The sequence below is a fragment of the Chryseobacterium lactis genome (assembly GCF_003815875.1).
GTDB lineage: Bacteria > Bacteroidota > Bacteroidia > Flavobacteriales > Weeksellaceae > Chryseobacterium > Chryseobacterium lactis.
Genome location: NZ_CP033924.1, coordinates 5,078,409 through 5,098,672, shown reverse-complemented (window position 1 = coordinate 5,098,672; position 20,264 = coordinate 5,078,409). Strand labels below are relative to the sequence as shown.

Below are 20,264 nucleotides of genomic sequence, written 5' to 3'. Positions count from 1 at the left end.
GTTGGTTCTGAGGGATTAAAGCAATTTACAATTTTTCACCAATATATTCACCCTAATTATAATCCGATCTCCAAGATATAAAACGCTCAATTACGATGTTAATTTTGAAAGATCCGATTTGATTTCATTGAACATTTTGATAATAGTAGTGTTGTCCAACAGAAGTTCATTTTGTTGTGATTCCTCGACAGCAATACTCGACGTAAATTCCCAAACCTCCAAAAGATCTTTCAAAAGAATATTGTATGGCTTATAAAAAGAGTTGTCGGCCATAACCTCCAATGCGGTCGGTTGTACTGCCGATAATCTTTTATAGGTAATTCCTTCATGTGTTAAAAAAATATATGTCTTCCCGATCTTAATGTCATTCAGTGATTCTATATACCTTCCGATTATATAAGCACCGTCTTTATGAGGTGGCATAGAATCACCTTCTACTGGAAAGGCTCTATATTTTCCATTTCGAAGAAACGGCAGAGACATAGTTTGTAAGGACTCTATATAGTCAGGATCTGCATAGCTCATAAGATAGCCCATTGAAGCTTTGAATGGAACAATCTCGATTTTATTTTCACCCATCTCGTCGGTTTTTATAGGAAGTAGGATTCTGTTGTCAGGTAAATTGACCATTTCTTCTAACCTATATTTTCTAAGGTCAACGGTAAGAAGTAAGTCGGTACTTAAATGATAAAATTTAGAAAGCGCCACAAGTACTTCCAGAGGAAGAGAAACTTTTCCGTTCTCATATTTAGAATAGCGATCTCTTGTTATACCTATGGCCTCGGCTATTTTCTCTTGTGAAAGCTGCGTTTTCTGCATCCGTAAATACCTGATGTTGTCGGCCAAAAAAGTTTGTAATGTCATTTTGGGAATATTTTTCCCAACAAATATAAACCATCTTGGGAAATTTCTTCTCAATTTTGCTAAATAAATTAGTATAAAATGGAGCGGACGATTGTACATTGTGACTTGGATACATTCTTTGTATCGGTTGAAAGGCTGATCAACAGCGATCTTATCGGGAAACCAGTATTGATCGGAGGAAGTTCTGACCGTGGCGTTGTTGCGTCCTGTTCTTATGAGGCCCGCAAGTATGGTATCCATTCCGCCATGCCCATGCGCCTTGCCAGACAGCTCTGTCCCGAAGCTGTGCTTGTGCGGGGCGACCATGATCTTTACAGTAAATATTCAGACATTGTTACGGAAATAATCGAAGATAAAATTCCGGTTGTTGAGAAAGCGTCAATTGATGAACATTATCTTGATATGACCGGAATGGATAGATTTTTCGGTTCCTGGCAATTGACACAGGAACTCCGCAAAACCATTATTAAAGAAACTGGACTCCCCATTTCATTTGGTTTTTCAAAAAATAAAACCGTAAGTAAGATTGCCACGGGCGAAGCGAAACCCTGTGGAGAACGAAAAATTGATGAAGGGACTGAACGGAATTTCCTTGCTCCGCTATCTATTCGTAAAATACCGGGTATCGGGGAAAAGACCTATCCGTTATTGCGCAATATGGGAATATCACAGATCCTTACTTTACAGCAGATGGACGTCATTACCATGAGAAAGGTACTGGGTGAAAATGGCGTCAGCATCTGGAACAAAGCCAACGGTATTGACAACAATGCGGTTATTCCTTTCAGCCAGCAGAAAAGTATGAGCAAGGAGACGACATTTGAACAGGACACAATTGATATGGATATTCTCAGACGGACGATGCTTTCAATGGTGGACGAGCTGGCATTTGATCTGCGTAGAGACGGCAGACTGACTTCATGTGTGACAGTAAAGCTTAGATACAGCAATTTTGATACCCATACCATGCAGACAAAATTGCCCTTTACATCATCCGAAAGGGTTATTTCTGAAAAAGTAATGCAGCTTTTTGAAAAACTATACAGCCGCAGGATGCTGATACGCCTGATCGGTGTAAAATTCAGCAATCTGATAGCAGGTGGATATCAGGCAGATCTTTTCAATGACACACTTGAAGATATCAGGCTGTCTGAGGCAATGGACAGGATAAGAATAAGATATGGGCACGATTCGGTGCTCAGGGGCTTCGCACTTCCAAATTTATAATACGATGCTGCTCAATTTACATAGTTATTATAGTCTACGATATGGTACAATAAGCGTAAAGGATCTGATTGAGGGTATCCGCAAGTATGGATTTGACACAGCTGTACTCACGGACATGAATAATTCTTCAGCAACAATTGATTTTATCAGACAGTGCAGGGAAGCTGGTATAAATGGACTTGCAGGAATGGAATTTCGTAATAATTGTAAGCTTCTCTATATCGGAATCGCAAAGAACGAAAAAGGTTTCAGGGAACTCAACGAATTTATGACTGCCCACAATCGTGATAAAACATTATTGCCACCAATAGCACCTGGCTTTCGGGATGTTTTTATAATTTATCCTTATGGAAGTATTCAAGAAGCTGCTCTTCGGGATAATGAATTTATAGGAATACGGCCTTCGGAGCTTACCCGTTATATCGTTGCTCCAAAACGTTTTATGGATCGATATGTAATCCTTTCCCCCGTATCATTTAAACAGGATGATTTTCAGTTGCATAAACAGTTGCGCGCTATTGATAACAATATTCTGATATCACAGCTTCCTGCTGATCAGATGGCGGAGAAAGATGAAATATTTGTTCATAAGGAAAAATTAATGCAAATATATGGCCTGGTTCCTGAGTTGATTGCAAATACAGAAAAGTTACTTTCAGAATGCCGTTTTGATTTTGACTTCAAGGGTTCCAAAAATAAAAAGACTTTTACGGGAAACCGTTATGACGATAAACAATTATTGTTTAAGTACGCTATGGACGGGTTTGAACGACGGTATGGATCAAATGACAAAATTGCCAGAGATCGGGTTCTGCATGAACTGGATATCATTCATGAGCTGAATTTTTCCAGTTATTTCCTCATAACCGATGATATATGCCGTTATGCAAGAAACAGGAACTTTCATTATGTCGGTAGAGGCAGCGGAGCCAATAGTATTATCGCATACTGTCTTGGGATAACTGATGTTTGTCCAATCGAACTGAACCTTTATTTTGAACGGTTCCTTAACCCTAAAAGGAAAAGTCCACCCGACTTTGACGTTGACTTTTCATGGCGGGATCGGGATGAGATATATGATTATATTTTCAAAAGATATCAGGGCGAACATACTGCTCTCATGGGAGCAATGGGAACTTTTCGTGACCGTTCGATCATAAGGGAACTTGGAAAGGTTTATGGACTTCCCAAACCTGAAATTGATCGACTGATCAGTGACCCCTCCAATATGCTCAACAAAAATGAAGTTACCAGGACAATCCTGGGAGTTTATAATCAAATGGCAGATTTTCCCAATCAACGTACGATACATGCCTCCGGTGTGCTGATATCGGAAAATCCGCTGACCTGCTATTCTGCGCTGGATTATCCGCCCAAAAACCTGCCGACAATGCAGTTTGATATGTATGTTGCCGAGGAAATAGGGTTTGAAAAATTTGATATTTTATCACAGAGAGGAATCGGACATATTGAGGATTGCAGGGAAATCGTTAGAACCAATAGGGGCGAAGCCATCGAAACTTCCGATCCTAAACGTTTCTTTAACGATCCAAAGATTGCAGATCAGCTAAGGTCAGCCCATACCGTCGGATGCTTCTATATTGAATCCCCGGCAATGAGGCAGCTCATAAGTAAATTGAAATGCGATGATTATTTGACGCTTGTCGCTGCAAGTTCAATAATTAGACCCGGAGTAGCGTCGTCGGGAATGATGGGGACTTTTATTGAAAGGCATCTAAACCCTGAAAAAGTTGAGTATATCCATCCGGCATTTAAACAGGAACTCGAAGATACCTATGGTGTAATGGTATATCAAGAAGATGTAATGAAGATCGGTCACCGCTTTGGGGGATTGGATCTGGCTGATGCGGACGTACTGCGTAGAATGATGTCCGGCAAATACCGAAATAAGAATCATATGCTCGAAATTGAAGATAAATTTTTCTCCCATTGCAGGAACCAGAATTATCCGGAAGAAATATCCCGTGAAGTATGGCGGCAGATGGAAAGCTTTGCCGGATATTCGTTTAATAAAGCGCACTCCGCATCTTTTGCCGTGGAGAGTTACCAAAGCCTTTTTTTGAAGACTTACTATCCGCTTGAATTTATGGTTGCAGTGCTGAATAATCATGGCGGTTTCTATGACCGTGAAGTGTATGTGAACGAAGCAAAAAAAGCAGGCGCTAATATTTGTCTGCCCTGTATAAACAGAAGTATATTCGATACCTCAATAATTGGTAAAGATATCTACCTTGGTTTTGACTGTATTTTGAATCTGGAAACAAAACTGGCACAGTCGATCTCAGAAGAACGGAAGAAAAATGGCCCGTATCTGGGGATTGAAGATTTCAATCAAAGGACAGGAGCAGGGCTTGAACAGATCATCATTCTGATACGTTGCGGAGCCTTCGGATTTCTTGACGTTGATAAAAAGGAACTGCTGTGGGAGGCACATCTGATCCTTAATTCCAATAAAAACATGAACTTTCAGTTGGGCCAACTCTTCCAGAGTTCAAACGAAAAACCGAAACTTCCAGTCCTCATTACCGATCCGCTGGAAGATATTTATGATGAGATTGAACTGATGGGTTTTCCTGTTTCGGGCAGTATTTTTGATCTGGCAAAATCAAATTATCGAGGTAATGCATGCGCCGATAATATGTCCTTATTCGCAGGTCAGACGGTAAGGATCGTCGCCTATATGGTAGCTGAAAAATGGGTAAAGACGAAAACCGGTAAACCCATGAAATTTGGAACCTTCCTGGATAACAACGGTGACTTTATAGACACCGTGCATTTCACACAGAGCCTGCTCAAATTCCCCCTTCGTGGAAAAGGATTATACCTGATAGAAGGTAGAGTTACCATTGAATATGGATGCCCATCAATAGACGTTCAAAGATGTGCAAAAATGCCCATAAGACCTGATCCAAGAAGTATATAGTATTTGTTTATATGAATATGAAACTATCCATGTGACCATATTTACTACACCAGAAGTCAGCCCATAAATGAAATGCTTTCTCAGTAGAGACTTGTTTTAGTCGCTGTAATCTTTCTCCGACTTCTTTAGGGGTAAAGCCAATACCATTAATTGTGAACCAGGCTTTGTCATACTCCCCACTTACAATATACTTTTCAAATAGCTCTTTTTTATTTGTATTTGCTAAAAGCCATTCGGGAATATCCTCGATTGGTTTGTATTTTGGATCTTTTTTAAAAAAGGAAAAACTTGACTTATCTTTATTATACCCGATCCATTCTTTGTGAAAGATTTCAAAGTAACAAGACTTTGGAACATTGCTCAAAATTATCAGTTTATCGTTAGAGGGAAATTGACCATCATAAATTTCATTTTCGTTTACACATGAAAGTGGTCTATTTGTATTGATTACCGATATATTACATTCTGGATTTTCTTGGTGGTTCTGATTTGCTTGTTGAAATTCTAAAAAATCCTGATTCCTTAACCCCATGAGTGCCGCACATTTTTCTAGTCTTTCGGTAACTATGCAATCCTCGCTGTTTACGAATTCGTTAAACAACAATCGCGAAAACAGTTGTTTCTCGTTTCTAGCAATTTCACTTGTTTGAAACCCAGCTCCATCTGTCATATCACCAAAACTAATTTTTCTATCTGAAAACCAGTGTTTAACCATTCCCACATGATAATGGTCTGCGTCATAACTATACATAAAAGGTATGAGAAACGGTGGATGAGCAAATGAGCCTGTATTTGTTTCTTCAATATAAAACCTAAACATGCTATATTCATCAATAATCGGAATTTCACCTTTATACAATGATTTAAGTTCCTTTCCTAAATTTAATTCATTTAATAATTCTTCCATTCTTCTTAATCTAAGTCGTTATCGTCAATTGGTCTAGGAGGATATTCATATAATGGTTTTTCATGCTGTGGACTAACCGGATCTCTGGTTGGATGCGGACCCTGAGTAGTTGCTGGATGTATTTGGTTCAAATGCTGGTCAGTACTCTGGGTTGGATATAAATTTTTAGGATCAGTAGCATGCTCTGGATAACGCTGTAATGGCCAATTGGTATGATGTATTGGGCCTTCCGGTAAGTCTACACCCTGTTCAGAAGCCAGTTTTTTAAATTCTCGCTCAATCGTTGAAAATGCATTCCTCAATTCTGTATTTGTCATCTGTCTATTATTACGCATATTTGCTTCGTATCGAGTAAAAGCATTTTCTTGTCCCGTGTTTCTTTTGTTTTCTTTGGCTTGTTCCCACAAGGCACGCCAGACCGGATTATCAAAAAGTGATTGCAATCCAAATCTCCCCTCTAAAGTGACACGCTCAAAAAGCTTACCATTTTTCAATGCATTAACTGTCTGCGCTCCCTGTTTGTAAATTCCAACCGCCATATTCGGGTTTGTCCTCGCACTTTCAGCCATCGCTCTTTGCCCAACCAGTGATAATCCAGCATAATAGAAATCCTGCCAATTCAACGGTTGTGGATTTGAGCCAGTAGCTTTTTGGTATATCTGAATAAAGGGTTGCTCAAACATCGTTAAACCTGAAATTACTTCATCGCCTGTTTCACTTAGACTTTTACCATTTCTTAATATCCCCTCGAAGCCTACCTGATCTACAACAGCAATTCCCCTTGCGGAAACGTTCAGAAAAGCAAAATTGAGCAATGCTGTAGACATTGTGGGGGTTGCGGTTCCTGCGAAAGCACCAAAGCCCGCTGATCCAAGTTTACCCAGCATAGCACCTTCTAAAACTGCCCAGCCAGTGTTTCTTGCAGTGTAGATCATAGCCTGCCAGGTACTCGTAATTCCTTCTGCATAAGTAACCGTGCCACCTATAATGCAAGTCATTTGGCATTTTGAAGTTAAAGAATACGCATCTTTACGTCCATAGGCATTTAACGTGGAGTAACCCACCCACTTTCTGAAAGGAGCTGCCAGACCTCCACAGAGTGCAGCACTTGCAGCCACTGCGACTGCCGCTAATAAAACCAATGCCGCACCTCCGGTAACAATGCCAGCTGCAGCTATCGCGGCAGCGATAACCACTGTCCAGCGGCAACAGAAATCGCCCAGCTGTTGTGTTGCAGTATCATCTTTAACTAAATAATAGAATTTATCTTTTGTCCCGTGGTTTGTTTGCGTCGGGTACATCTTTGCCGGAGCAAGACCTGATGAACATGTAAAATACATATCACTGGTCAATGCCACATAGCCGGTTTGTCCTGATTCACTCATACAGTCTAATTTTATAATGAACTTCGCCTCCAAATTTATCATTGATAGCTTCAGAAAAATTCACTTCCCCGTCAATAATAAAGCCACTCAATAGGTCTATATTATATTGTGCGTTATACAGATATACCGGTTTTAAAGCGTCAAAATCTGAAATCGGGAACCCACCATATAAATCTTTCAGATGATTCTCTGCCACTATATTCGGATATCCATCAACCTTGATAGTATAGATATTTTCCGCATCCGGACTTTTGTTCCCATCATATCCCAAGGCAAAAGGAATTAAACCTGACCTAAATAAATTAGGAATATTTTTTTTTATCCTTCCAAAAAAATCCCTGCCATAAATATTATTTAAATATATGTCAAAAAATTCCATAGCCTTTACCATTGCATCCACACCGCCAACCTTTTCAAAAGCTTCATCTTGGATTTTAAACAACTCAACCAATGAGGTATTGGCCTTATTGTATTCAATTGTCTCAGCCTTAACATCTTCCCATCGTTCCTTTATCTGTTCCAAATTTTTAACCCGCAGAAGAGTACCTTGCTTATCTACGGTAAAAGTGATTTCATTGAGAGCCTTTTGTAATTGGCTGACAACTTTATGAATTTCTATGTATCCCATATTATCCGCTTTGACCATACGGTGATCAAGCGTAATAAGTTCAAATGTATAATCGTGGGAGCCTATTTCTTTAAGTGTAAGCATCCATCTTAATTCCACTTCTGTTTCACTCATCATGCCATTTAAAAGCATATTGCTAGTAATGTTGACAAGGTATTTCTTAGTACTTAAGGTCTTAAAATTTATATATTCCATTCAGATAACCTTAATTAATAAATACGTTTCCACCACTCCAGGAACCTTCACCAGTAATTTCTATTTTTGCTCCGTTGACCTTAATTCCTGCCGTTGAAATTTCAAGACTGTTGTCACCAACTTTTAAGGTTAGCTTTTCCAGCGAACTTAAATCAATAACACCATCTTTTCCCATGGTAAGAACACTTTGACCGTTTCCAACATCTGTTTTGTGGATATCTCCAACAGTTACCGTATTTTTTTCACCAACTGAAACAGATTTATTCTTGGTAGCATTGGTGTTCGCATTCCCGGCACCATCAAATTTCATGTTCGCACCACCTTGATCTGTAAGGAAAACAGATCCTTCACCGTCATTCAATTCTAGCTTATTTCCACTTTTACTACTAAGACTTTTGATATTATTTCCTTCTCCTCCTCCGGCGCCAATCCCACCGTGATACATTCCTCCCATAACAAAAGGCCGATCAGGATGCAGATGGACATAATTGACAATTACCTGGTCACCAACTTCCGGAATTGACATAAATCCCCGGTTTTTTCCAACTTTATCGCTGCTTCCAGCATCTGGTGACATAACGCGGATAAACTCCGTGGTATCCTGGCCCTTTTGCCAGTCAAGCTGTACCTGTACTCTTCCTTGATTTTGTGGATCGGTATTGGATATTACTTTTGCAAACTGGGGCTCCGCTAATGGATTGATATATTCCGGTCTTGGAAGAAAGCCCGTATCGGAGGCAATTGCTTTAAATGATCCTTCATAATAGCCTCTGGCATCTACCTGATGAAGAGCTTCAATAACCATTAATTTCGTAAAAAAAGTAGTCTCATTGGAGTCCGGTTTTCGCATTTCTATATCCGTTATGCATCCTGGATAAAGAAATGGCAAACTTGTTTTCCCAGAGGTAACGAGTACCTCAGCGGCTTTGCTCCCTGCCGTACCTCTTTGGGAAGCATCAATATCCATAAAAGATATCGCTTTGATAGGGGCAACACGTAAAGAAGGTGTTTGAAAAGTGCGTTCTGAAATCTCATAAGCACGTTTTGCAATGTCTGAAGTATGTGTAATTTTTGAACTGCTTCCGATAAACTTTTCATCTTTACTACTATTGTAACCATAAAAAGTTGGTTTAACATGCTGTGCCTTCATTTTGATCTTTACATCACTTAAATTACTTCCATAAACCAATTTTATCGGTTTCTCCTGTGGTGGCAATTTGCCAAAATGAAGAATCTCTCCATCATAAAAAAACTGCTCACCATAAGCCTCGGCGATTCTTGACAGATAATTAAAATGTGTTTCCTCATATTGACAACTGTAAGAAATATTACCATGCTGAGAATCAACACGAAAATCAAATTTTCCTTGATCCAGGGCTTCTTTAATCACTTCATTTGCAACGCTGTTCAAACTTATCGGTTGCGAACCTCCAAAACTTTGTATATGTGGAGCTGCATCTAATAGGATCGTTGGACTATAGCCCTTAAAAACGATGTCTCCTAAACTGCCTTTTTCCTGACTAAATCCAATCTCTGTAATAACACCTACAAAATTTCTCTCAGGGCTTTGATCCACATCTTTATATTTAAAAACAACGGTGATTCTTTTCCCTAGAAAAGCCTGTGCGTTTTCAAGATTATGGTTTTCAGGATCTCCCAGTGCATCGTGGGCAAGAACCATTTCAAACTTATGATGGTTAGATGCCTTCTGTTTTAATCTAAAATGTTTAAAATGTCTGATTTGCTTACCTTCAACATGAATGTCAAGATTTATAACCCGATTAATACCTGCAATTGCGTTTTCCGGGATTGCATGGGCATTGAAAATTTTTGAAGTCGGTTGATTGCTCCAGATCTTTTTATTGGAAATTTCCGCCTCATTAGGAGTTATCGGCTTATTAAACATCTGGTTTCCTGAACTTATAGCATCTTGGGCTTTTAAAGCATCGCTTTTCAGGTTTTCAATATTTACATTTTTTTTGAATTCGTTTTCATAATTCATCTTATCCGAATACTTTCCGGTTTGGGAAAGATCCTTTTCTTCTTGAAACATGATAATAATTTTTTCGGTTGTGTTTAATTAAAATATAATCCTTTGGGTAGGATTCTTTGAGGACAACTGCAAACAAAAAGGTAGGCCCTGTTCCATTTACATTAATTTCACTTGCTTGTAATTGTAGCGAAAACTAGCGGGAATACCTCAACAAGAGGTGATTTGAAGATTAAATAAATGACTCATTAGCGGTTTTTAATAGGTTAATAATTAATGACTTGGTAAGCCAATATATAACTATAAAAATTTCTGACAAAATTTTATACCACATTTTTGAGAAATTGTCGTATTTCTACGACCGGAGATATAAGGATAGGATTATATGGAATTTTAGCTTTTAAATAGCTTATTTCTGATAGGCTTCAATACTCTTTTGGCGTCTTTCCTGATCTTTTTTGAAAGTTCTTGCAGTCCATAAAAAACCAATACCTAAAATGATCAGTGCATACGCTATCCATTTGCCAAATCTTTCTGCTAAGGTTACAATGACGGATCGCTCATAACTGGAAAAGCCTTCTGCGCCTGCGGGACCACGACGGTAGAATTTACGCCTGTTGATCCAATAACGTAAAGCCAGTCCGAGAATTAAAAAGCCAATGCCCATAACTAATAACGGTATCATATTCAGTGTTTCGGTTTCCATAAAAATACGAAAAAATTTTTTCTTCATAAGATATTACTAAGAAAAAATTGGGTTGTTTCAGTGTGAAACAACCCAATTTTCATTTCCTCAACCGGATAATCCTGCAATCCTGATTTAATCTATAATCTGAATCTTCCTCTTTTCCGTTCCGGTTTCCGGTTCTTTTTCTGATCTGAAAGACTTTTGTCTTGTTTATCTTTTTGCTGAGTGACTGGGTTTTCTTTTTCAAAATGTCCGACATGCTCCACAGTTTTTTCTTTTGGGTTATTTTTTTCATTACTGATCTCCTTTTTTTCAATTTTTGTTAGTTCGTTCTCCACTTTGTCAGCATAATAAAAAGCTGTCATTTCCACATCGATTAAGTTTCCCTTTCTTACAAGTATGGTAGGATCTTTTATGCCTTCCAGCATCGCTTTATAAAGCCATTCTACCGATAACTGAACCACAAAATCACGATCCGTGGTGTTTTCAAAACAATATTCTGTCGCATCATAATTAGTTCGGAAAGTGGGAAGTGATTTCAGGTCTTCAAGGGTGCATAATGTTATCCAATCACCGTAGGCTAAATACTTGTCACCTTTATCAAGTGTTCTCTTTAGATAGTCCATTGTCAGCAAATAATCGTTTTCTGAAATCGTCATCGTTAAGTTTTAATGAGAGAAAAATAAATGAGACAGCTTTGATCATTAAGCTGTCCCATTACATTAATTAATCAATACTGTTAAATTGAAAGCTCAATTGTCTTTCATTGCCAAAATTATCGAGTATCCAAATGTCAAATGATTGCTGGACATTGGATTGCGATGTGTAATAGAAGGTGATCTCCGAACTCTTGGCATCGGAAAGAAAGTATACTTTATTGGGTAGAAAGGCTTTTTTCCCTGTCTTCCCAATCTCATAGATCAGATTTCCATTTCCGTCATACTGAAAATACCGGAAGAAATATTGAACACCAGAAAAACTTCCTGTATTTTTGATTTTCATGGAAATTGCCTCCGTCTGGCCGACTGCAATTGCTTTGTTAACAGGAAGGACAACAACCTCAAATGGGAAGTTCTGCTGAATATCAAGATCATCATTTTTACAGGAAAATAATAAGCCAATACTCATTAATAAAATGAACCAGCTATACTGGAATTTTGTATCTAAGAATGTTTTCATATAGATAAAATTTAAAGGTTAAAACGAAGGCCAATACCCGCGGAAGGACGGAACTGATTAAAATTTGTTCCCCAAACGTATTTCGCTCTGGCCTGTAAGGATAGGATAATAAAATTGGTCAGATATGTCTCTAGGGTCAGCCTGCCTCCGGCACCGTACACAAAACTGCTTTCATTGTTGATTTGTGAACCATCCGCTAGCAATAGTTTGTTGTGATTGACCAACTGATAACCACCACTGGCTTCAACTGCTGAATTTAAATTCACAATTTTATTTGGTAAGCCTATAACATGGAAACTATATCCCCCCGATAATAAATAAGTTTCAATCGGAATGGGGTTTTCAGTATAGAATGTTGTCCTACGCTGATATTCTGCTGAAAAGAAATGATAGTTTCCTTTTTTGTGATTTTGTGTCAGCTCCAGATTCACAAAATAATTGTCCTTTGGCTGATCATTGGAAAACATGCCAGCAGTGACCTGTAAACCTTTTTGATAAGGTAGTAATCGTTGCGCCAAAATTGACGTAAATGGCAATAGAACCATTAAGAATATGCTTAATATCTTTTTCATATCGTTTTAAATAAGATTGTTATTTAATTTTTAGTGGTAGATCCTTTAATAGTACTGCACGGAGTAGATCCTCATTTTCAACTTCAAGTCGTTGATGCCTTCCACCATTCTTTTCAAAAAGCTCAATTACAAGTATTTTATCATGATCAAGTGTGAACTGATCCAGCAGATAAACTTCACGGCTCGTTTTGTTGTCCGGAACTTCGGCAATATCGCTGTAAGTCCGTACGATATTTAGTGGTTTCTCTTGAAATACAGTACGTTTTGCTACTTTTTTATCGACTATTTTAAAATTTATAAAGTCTATCTGATAGGAAACATTGGTTTTATTCTGAATCTGCGTATTAAAGTAATATTTCCCCTGGTATATGTAAATCCCTTTCAGACTAAAGAGAATTCCAAAACTTCTGGAAGCAATGTGCCTGATATTGTTCCGGTTTTTTTTATAGATAGCTTCCATGAGCTGATCGGGAACATAAGGAGAAAAACCCAGGTCTTCCAGATGTATATTGGCTCTGGAGTTTGATACGGATTTATCCATTGGATCAAGGTTATAGGTTAGGATCTCGGGATAAGAACTGTAAAAAACACTGAAGCTATAAAATTTTCCGTCATCCGTAATCACTGAGAAATTGGATTCATCTTCAAAATCTTTCACTGCTGCTTTGATCCGTAATACATTGTCCGCATCATCAGCTTTTCCCGCAGTGAGAAATTCACTTCCCAGATCAACATAACGGATCGCAGATGGAAAGATAAGGTGCGTTGTTTTATTATACGTTACAGTGATGTGATAAGGCTCAACGTGTTCTGAATCTAACTGATGATTTAATGAGTCTGTAATTGTTTGTGCATGCGAATAAACAAAACCAAGCATTGCACAAATCGTTATTAATATTTTTTTAATGATCGATTTCATTTCTATTTGATTTAAGAATTAGTATTATTTTTTTGAAACTAAAAAGACCTGATGACCTGCCTTTAACATTACTTTGGGTGTTCTTACTTTCTTTGAAAAATAGCCCGCAACTCCTTGAACCAGGCCACGGGAGAGGTCGCCCGCTATTTGCTGGCCTGCGGATCTGCTCATCATGATAGAAGTACCGGAAGACTGGCTCATGTTAGCAGCAATTTCATTGACGGCACTCATTTCAGCGGAATATGGCACGTTCAGCCCCAATTGACCGTCCAGATCATAAATATTGATTTCTACCGGGAAAATATTGCCGCTGGATTCTATTGAAGAAACCTTTAGGCTTAAACGTCCATTGTTGAATTTTGCTCCGGCAGTAACAATAGAACCGGAGGGAATAGTGAAATCAGGAGTCTTTGAATCTTCAAGAAGCCGCAATTTCACGGTTCCTTCACCAACAATGGTTGTGTTTTCATGAATGCATGCCCGAATACTATTCTTAACTTTGGTAGCCTGTTGGGTTACACCCACAGTGTAGAATCCACGGTTTCTTTCTCCGTTAATATTTTCCAAAAACTCCCGATCTGAAGGTTCACGATAAAGTGCAGAAACCACATTTGCACGCATAGGCGAAAAAGCAACAAAGGATGTTTTCTGACCTCCGGTATTTCTAATGGCTGTACTGTCTGACTTTTTTTGCTCACCACCATTATTTGGAAGATACTTGGACGCCATCTGGTAAGATTTTTCCATGAGCTGCAATTGGTCATTAACTGTCAAGGGAGCAGGATTCGCATCCCTTTCATCAAGTTGCCTTTTTAATCCTGCAATCTCTTTGCGAAGTTCATTTGATTCATAATTTTCATTACTGTTATAAAATGACCCTAAAGTCGCCTGTGCGTTGCGATAGGAGTTTAATGCCGGACTTTCGGCCTGATAGCTCTTTCCTGATGGATTATTTGTTGGATTCTCATTTAATCCTGAATTCGGATCGGCGGCCTGCATCGTACTGTCACTATTCCAATAATCGGAAAGTGATGTGAGCATATTCTTTTTTTGCTGGTTTTTCTCGTCCATCATTGCCTGCTCATAGGCTTTTTGTTTATCGGACTGCATACCTATTTCTGTTGCCTGTGGAACAGCACCATTGAGGCCCGAATCTTTGTTCTCATCCTTATCGGACGATGGTTTGAAAATCAGATATAGACAGACAAGGAAAACAATTCCCATTAGAAGATAGATCAATGGCTTTTTTAATTTTTCCAGCTTGGATTTGTCATTCCCACTGATTAAATCTTCAGATTTCTGGTCAGATTCTTCGACTAGAATACTGATTCTTTTATTCTCGTTATTTTCCATTATTCTCATTTTTTAAGTTAATTGATACACTGTCCTTGGCTATAAGACCGGACTTTTCTGTTTTTTCGACAGGATTCTCAATATGCCGGATGGCAACTTCCTGATCTGCTTCTCCCGTTTCGACACATACGTTTACCACAACAATAAGCGTTAAAATGGTGTACAACAGGAAAAAATAAATAGTATATTTTCGCTGCTTTTTTATGGGCAATTCGCGCCAACAGTCATCAAGATCATTGATACGATTTTCGATTTTTGTTCTTAGATTCATAATGATAGATTTAACGTTCTACAACTTCCAGATCCCTGTTCTCCAACACGGCGAATTTCTCGATGTTGAAGCCCTGTGGGTTATTATCTGACCGAACGGAGTTTAGCAGATTACAGGAAGTGACCAGATTACGCTTGGTCACGTTGCTTGAACGGATGATAAATTGAGTGGAATAAGTTTTTACTGAATAGGGGTAAGAATCGAAGTTGCAGATTACACTGTCAACTTCGACCCTTTGCTGTACATTTCCACTGATGATACGATTATAATATCCCTTTTCCGCAAGGTCATTGTAATAGTCAAATACGCTCTTGTCGGCAAGATTAAAAGCACGCTTCATGTTGCTCTCAATAGCATTTTTGTCCGGGGCCAGGGTAAAAAACAGTTCGTGAAAACGTCTTACATGCTCTCTTGCCTCAACAGGGCGGTTGATGCTGGCATCCTGTGCAAGCGCCAGCATCAATGATTTGCCCTGATCCAAGACATAGATTTTTTCCCGTTGCTTTTCCGCGAAACTGTATGACTTCCAGATTGCGTATCCAACGATACCAGTGCATAACAAGGCAAAAATTATCGCATAAAGCCTGATCTGGCGGAAGCTATTTTCTATATTCCGGAGGGTTTTAAATTCCATGTTTTTAATTTTTTAGGTATGTTATTTTTTAAGTAATCTCCCACCAATATTTCCGGCAACAGCCCCCGCACCACCACTAGCAACACTTGCAGCCTGCTGAATATTTCGGGTGAAATTTGTAGCACCAGAAGCTTGAATGATCCAGCCTGTTACCGTAGGAACCGTAAAATATCCTACTATCCCGATGATCATAAAAATGATGTATACGGTGTTGGTTGTATCTGGAATAAAGGAAGGATCGGATAAATTCTCGATATCGCGCTCCAAAATCAGAGACTGTATTCTGGCAAGGATGGAGCTGAACAGGTCAGCAACAGGTAGCCATAAATACACGCTGACATATCTCGTAAACCACTGATTTAATGTGGACTGAAATCCATCCCAGACACTTATGGCAAATGCGATTGGTCCTAGAATTGAAAGGACTATCAGAAAAAATGTTCTTATGGTATCGATCACCAAAGCCGCTGCATTGAATAATATTTCCAGAAACTCCCTAAAAGAATCTTTAATACTCTGTCCAAATTGGAACATTCCCCGCTCAAAATACATAGCGCTCATGGTAGCAAGGTCCCCAGGCGACCAGCCAAGTTCTTCCAGTTTTTTGTCAAATGCTTCGTCAGAAACCAAATATGCTTTTTCAGGATTTCGGATCATTGCCTCATATTCCAGTTTGTCTTTCTTTTCCTGTAAAGCATTTAGGTCAAGAACCTGATTTTCGAGCATGGCATGGGTGCCTTTTACAACCGGGCTTAAAACAGCATTGATAGATCCCAGCACAATTGTTGGAAAGAACATGATACAAATGCCCAAAGCGAAGGGTCTGAGTAAAGGAAAAACGTCGATAGGTTCAGCACGGCTTAATGCTTGCCATACCTTTATAGCCACATAGAAAAGCGCTCCTAAACCGGCTACACCTTTAGCCACTCCCGCCATATCAGCTGAAAGTGGGATCATCTCGTCGTATAACGACCTTAAGATTTCATGTAAGTTCTCGTATTCCATGATTTACCAATATTTTTGATCAGGATTTCCATAGAGTTCAAGAACTCGTTGGGTATTGTTTTTCTTCTTGGCACGAATGATACTCACGGAAATATTTTTGTTGGTAAAGTATTTTACAAGGGCATGGTATTCCCTTACTTCCTTGTATACTTTATCAATAACTTCCATTCTTTCCTTGTCATTAAGAGATAGGCCGTTGGCAGTGATAATCTGCTTTAATTCTTTTAAAAGCTCAGTACTCTCATTAAGCAAGGCAGAATAGCCGTTTGCAATGGCTGCCAGTTCATTCGGTTTGAAATTGGGGTCATTCATCATTTTACCAAAATTGGTAACGTACATTTCAGATACATCGCCAACGAGTAAAACTGTTTGCTGAACTTTGCGCGCGTCTTTTACTAGATTATTTACAGCCTTGAGCTTATCGTAGTATTCTTTTCCTTGCTCATAGACTCGCTTGACTTCGTTGAAATTCTTGATTACATTTGAAACTGTCGAGGATGTCTGGACAATCTCGTTTGCACTGTTGACAATACCCGATGCAAGATTTGTCGGATCGGTTACTACCCACTGCGCCTTTGCTAATGGTGTGAAGGCGAATGTAAATGCCATCATCACCATGAAAATGATCTTTTTCATTGTTTTAAAATTTTAGAGATTAATTATTATTTTGATTTGCGGTATTTTTGAGAACAATGCGTTTTATGGCATGCTCAACATTCCCGCCGAGTTCCTCAGCCAGTTGCATGACCTCCAGTTTTTCGGTTTCTTCCGTGGTATAGGCATAATATTCGGCCATTGAAACCTCCGTTGCGTAGACTGCAGAGTGAGTGCCCCCAAGCCCGATCCATACTTCCTTATATTTTCTGGAAGGATCATTGTTCATATTGATCGAAAGTATCTGGGATTTCTCTTTTTCGGTAAGACCTAGCATCGCTTGGATGTCATCGAACTTATTCATATATTTACGCTGATCAAGGAGAATTTTGCAATCAGAGTTGTTGATGATAGTCTCTTTGACCACGGGTGAATGAATGATGTCATCTACCTCTTGGGTCACGACGATTGCTTCTCCGAAGAATTTTCTGACCGTTTTAAAGAGGTATTTTATGTATTCCGCGAAACCTTCTTTTGCTATCGCTTTCCAAGCCTCTTCAATCAGAATTAGCTTCCGGATACCCTTTAACCGCCTCATCTTATTGATAAAAGTTTCCATTATAATAATGGTCACAATGGGGAAAAGAATTTTATGATCCTTGATAGCGTCGATTTCGAAAACAATAAACCGTTTATTCAGTAGATCCAGCTCCTTTTCGGAATTTAGTAAATAGTCATATTCTCCACCTTTATAGTAAGGCTCTAGCACATTTAGAAAATTGGCAAGGTCAAAGTCTTTTTCCCGGACTTCCTTGGCTTGGAGAACTTGCTTGTATTCGTTCTTGACATATTCGTAAAATCCATTGAAGGACGGTTTAACATCGCTGTTTTTAATATGTTCGATGTACCCGCTTACCGCATTCGATAAAGCAACTTCTTCTGAACGTTTTGGTGGTTCATCATCTCGCTTCCATAGTGTTAGGATAAGCGTCTTAATACTTTCCCTTTTTTCAATATCAAAAACGTTGTCGTCTGTATAGAATGGGTTAAAGGATATTGGATTATCTTCGGTGTAAGTGAAATATACCCCGTCTTGCCCTTTGGTCTTACCCTTTATCATTTCACATAACCCCTGATATGAATTCCCGGTATCGATCAATAAAACATGCGATCCCTGTTCCCAGTATTGGCGAACCATGTGGTTAGTGAAAAAAGACTTGCCCGAACCGGAAGGACCAAGAATGAATTTATTTCTGTTTGTGATGATACCTTTTTTCATCGGGAAATCAGATATATCCAGATGAACTGGTTTTCCCGTGAGCCGATCTGCCATTTTTATCCCGAAATGAGAGGGGGAATCATGGTAATTTGTTTCCTCGGTAAAAAAACAGAGCGCTGGTTCAATAAACGTATAGAAGCTTTCCTCACTTGGAAAGTCGCCTGCATTGCCGGGCATTGCTGCCCAAAACAGCGTAGCGACATCAACAGTGTTATGTCTTGGCTTGCATTCCATTAGGGCCAGTGCACTGCCGGTATCATTTTTTATACGTTTCAACTCTGCAGGATCATCTGACCAGGCTATCACATTGAAATGTGCCCTTATCGAAGAAAGACCAAAAGAATGCGCTTCATTGAGATATTTTTCGATCCATTCCCGATTTATCTGATTGCTTCGGCTATACTTTGCCAACGAATGCATGTTCCGTGCGGATTTCTCAAATTTTCTGAGGTTATCGTCAGAATTATCCAAAAAGATGTATTGGTTGTAGATATGATTACAGTTAAGCAACAAACCAACAGGTGAAGCAAATGACAGTAAACAGTCACTACGGTCCGTTGATAGTTTCTCGTACCTGCTATCTATTGAAACAGTACCAGGAAGATCATCGGTGTCCGATAAGGTATGTACACAGAGCCTTTTATTACCAACGCGCACTTCTTCGTTTCCAAGAGATATGTCCTGTAAAGGTTCATCTTTGGCTCTTGAAAGGGTTAAGTATTGGTCAAGGAGGCCAGGAACATTGTCAGTTCCGGTAATTTCCTCACTCGTAAGCCTTTCAAGAGATATAAATCCACTGTCATTTAAAATCCGTTCAAACTGTGCCACGGCCTCCATGAACCTATGGATGTTTTCTTTGTCACGTATTTCTTTGGGTATCAAGACACCTTTGCAAAGCGAGGAGAAATTAGATTGCATCCGCATTCTTTCCTTACTGGTCTTGGTCAGAAATAGATAACAGTAATGGTTTAAGAATGGTCGCTCATTGAAATGCTGTTGATAGGATTTCCCTAAAAAGCTTATATCTTCTTTGGAAAGATCCGGTTCATAACTCTCTTTAATGAACCAATCCTGTTTTAGCACGATTGAATGATCGGGCAAGGTTTTTATCGCTTTATGCCAGGCAGAGTGCATTGCATCATACTCAGCAGATGATACCGTAAATACTTCCGGAAGGATAACTTTGAAACATACAGTGATGTCCGCTTCTTTCGATATAATACAGTTCTCTTCAACTGCAAGTAGCGGAAACCTTGATTCAAGTGTCCTTGTCTTTGCCATATTTCTCATTATTTGATTGATTTGAAATTCAACTTGGATTTTAGTAAGCGATAAATCCGCTTTTGGCTGATAATGAACCTAGGATGTCGCTTTTTTGAAGCTATTTTCATAAGTCCATGTTCACCATACTTCCCATTAAGTGAGAAAGTCTGCCAGATGAGAACCGATGATCCCGTAGTTCCCAGTACAAGGCATACATAGGAGTTTAGACCAATCATGTACATGATCATGACCAGGATCAATACACCCAGAAGACCTGCCGCAAAAATGAAAAGGTACTGGGCCTTAAGCCCTTTAAATTCAACCGAACGGCCCACACCTTTATTGATATTAAATGTTTTCATCGGTA

The 20,264-nt window shown here is 39.0% G+C and carries 19 protein-coding genes; 2 read left to right on the top strand and 17 right to left on the bottom strand.

Features of this window, described 5'->3' with window-relative positions; genetic code table 11:
• Nucleotides 1-90: 90 nt before the first annotated feature.
• On the bottom strand, nucleotides 91-864 hold the full coding sequence (locus EG342_RS22690; RefSeq protein ID WP_048506340.1) for an XRE family transcriptional regulator: 774 nt from the start codon (nucleotides 862-864) through the stop codon (nucleotides 91-93).
• Nucleotides 865-942: 78 nt separating this feature from the next.
• Between EG342_RS22690 and dinB the strand changes: the two genes are divergently transcribed.
• Together dinB and EG342_RS22680 are read left to right on the top strand one after the other, a co-directional pair.
• The gene (gene dinB / locus EG342_RS22685) at nucleotides 943-2,091 is read left to right on the top strand and encodes a DNA polymerase IV (protein WP_048506339.1); all 1,149 of its coding nucleotides are present in this window, start codon (nucleotides 943-945) and stop codon (nucleotides 2,089-2,091) included.
• 4 nt (nucleotides 2,092-2,095) lie between these two features.
• A complete protein-coding gene (locus EG342_RS22680; RefSeq protein ID WP_048506338.1) occupies nucleotides 2,096-5,035 on the top strand; it encodes a DNA polymerase III subunit alpha in 2,940 nt (979 codons plus the stop codon).
• Nucleotides 5,036-5,042: 7 nt separating this feature from the next.
• Here the strand turns inward: EG342_RS22680 and EG342_RS22675 are convergent, their stop codons facing one another.
• The 16 genes from EG342_RS22675 to EG342_RS22600 all read right to left on the bottom strand — a co-directional run bounded on the left by EG342_RS22675 (nucleotide 5,043) and on the right by EG342_RS22600 (nucleotide 20,259).
• Entirely contained in the window at nucleotides 5,043-5,942 is a 900-nt protein-coding gene (locus tag EG342_RS22675) for a hypothetical protein (protein WP_048506337.1), read from the bottom strand.
• A 5-nt stretch (nucleotides 5,943-5,947) separates the two neighbouring features.
• A complete protein-coding gene (locus EG342_RS22670; protein ID WP_074941779.1) occupies nucleotides 5,948-7,327 on the bottom strand; it encodes a hypothetical protein in 1,380 nt (459 codons plus the stop codon).
• A complete protein-coding gene (locus EG342_RS22665) occupies nucleotides 7,320-8,150 on the bottom strand; it encodes a hypothetical protein (RefSeq protein ID WP_048506335.1) in 831 nt (276 codons plus the stop codon). The genes EG342_RS22670 and EG342_RS22665 overlap by 8 nt, the downstream gene beginning before the upstream one ends.
• A gap of 10 nt (nucleotides 8,151-8,160) precedes the next feature.
• The gene (locus EG342_RS22660; protein ID WP_073060396.1) at nucleotides 8,161-10,203 is read right to left on the bottom strand and encodes a type VI secretion system Vgr family protein; all 2,043 of its coding nucleotides are present in this window, start codon (nucleotides 10,201-10,203) and stop codon (nucleotides 8,161-8,163) included.
• A gap of 346 nt (nucleotides 10,204-10,549) precedes the next feature.
• Nucleotides 10,550-10,825, bottom strand: a complete 276-nt coding sequence (locus EG342_RS22655) for a hypothetical protein (protein ID WP_048507115.1) — start codon at nucleotides 10,823-10,825, stop codon at nucleotides 10,550-10,552.
• 140 nt (nucleotides 10,826-10,965) lie between these two features.
• On the bottom strand, nucleotides 10,966-11,487 hold the full coding sequence (locus tag EG342_RS22650) for a hypothetical protein (RefSeq protein WP_048506334.1): 522 nt from the start codon (nucleotides 11,485-11,487) through the stop codon (nucleotides 10,966-10,968).
• A 67-nt stretch (nucleotides 11,488-11,554) separates the two neighbouring features.
• Entirely contained in the window at nucleotides 11,555-12,007 is a 453-nt protein-coding gene (locus EG342_RS22645) for a TraQ conjugal transfer family protein (RefSeq protein WP_048506333.1), read from the bottom strand.
• A gap of 11 nt (nucleotides 12,008-12,018) precedes the next feature.
• Nucleotides 12,019-12,579 carry a conjugal transfer protein TraO gene (locus EG342_RS22640; RefSeq protein WP_074941782.1) on the bottom strand — a complete coding sequence of 187 codons (561 nt, stop codon included), beginning with the start codon at nucleotides 12,577-12,579 and terminating at the stop codon, nucleotides 12,019-12,021.
• A gap of 19 nt (nucleotides 12,580-12,598) precedes the next feature.
• Nucleotides 12,599-13,498, bottom strand: a complete 900-nt coding sequence (traN, locus tag EG342_RS22635; RefSeq protein WP_048506331.1) for a conjugative transposon protein TraN — start codon at nucleotides 13,496-13,498, stop codon at nucleotides 12,599-12,601.
• A 24-nt stretch (nucleotides 13,499-13,522) separates the two neighbouring features.
• Entirely contained in the window at nucleotides 13,523-14,851 is a 1,329-nt protein-coding gene (traM, locus tag EG342_RS22630) for a conjugative transposon protein TraM (RefSeq protein WP_048506330.1), read from the bottom strand.
• Nucleotides 14,841-15,122: a hypothetical protein gene (locus tag EG342_RS22625; RefSeq protein ID WP_048506329.1), complete on the bottom strand. Its 282-nt coding sequence runs from the start codon at nucleotides 15,120-15,122 to the stop codon at nucleotides 14,841-14,843. Before EG342_RS22625 ends, traM begins: the two co-directional genes overlap by 11 nt.
• A 10-nt stretch (nucleotides 15,123-15,132) precedes the next feature.
• Nucleotides 15,133-15,756, bottom strand: coding sequence for a conjugative transposon protein TraK (gene traK / locus EG342_RS22620; RefSeq protein ID WP_048506328.1), 624 nt, complete (start codon nucleotides 15,754-15,756; stop codon nucleotides 15,133-15,135).
• Nucleotides 15,757-15,777: 21 nt separating this feature from the next.
• Nucleotides 15,778-16,761 (bottom strand): conjugative transposon protein TraJ, encoded by a 984-nt coding sequence (gene traJ, locus EG342_RS22615; protein WP_048506327.1) that lies wholly within the window; start codon nucleotides 16,759-16,761, stop codon nucleotides 15,778-15,780.
• A gap of 3 nt (nucleotides 16,762-16,764) precedes the next feature.
• The gene (locus EG342_RS22610) at nucleotides 16,765-17,397 is read right to left on the bottom strand and encodes a DUF4141 domain-containing protein (protein WP_048506326.1); all 633 of its coding nucleotides are present in this window, start codon (nucleotides 17,395-17,397) and stop codon (nucleotides 16,765-16,767) included.
• A 19-nt stretch (nucleotides 17,398-17,416) separates the two neighbouring features.
• On the bottom strand, nucleotides 17,417-19,924 hold the full coding sequence (locus EG342_RS22605) for a TraG family conjugative transposon ATPase (protein ID WP_048506325.1): 2,508 nt from the start codon (nucleotides 19,922-19,924) through the stop codon (nucleotides 17,417-17,419).
• On the bottom strand, nucleotides 19,924-20,259 hold the full coding sequence (locus EG342_RS22600; protein WP_048506324.1) for a DUF4133 domain-containing protein: 336 nt from the start codon (nucleotides 20,257-20,259) through the stop codon (nucleotides 19,924-19,926). The genes EG342_RS22605 and EG342_RS22600 overlap by 1 nt, the downstream gene beginning before the upstream one ends.
• Nucleotides 20,260-20,264: the final 5 nt, after the last annotated feature.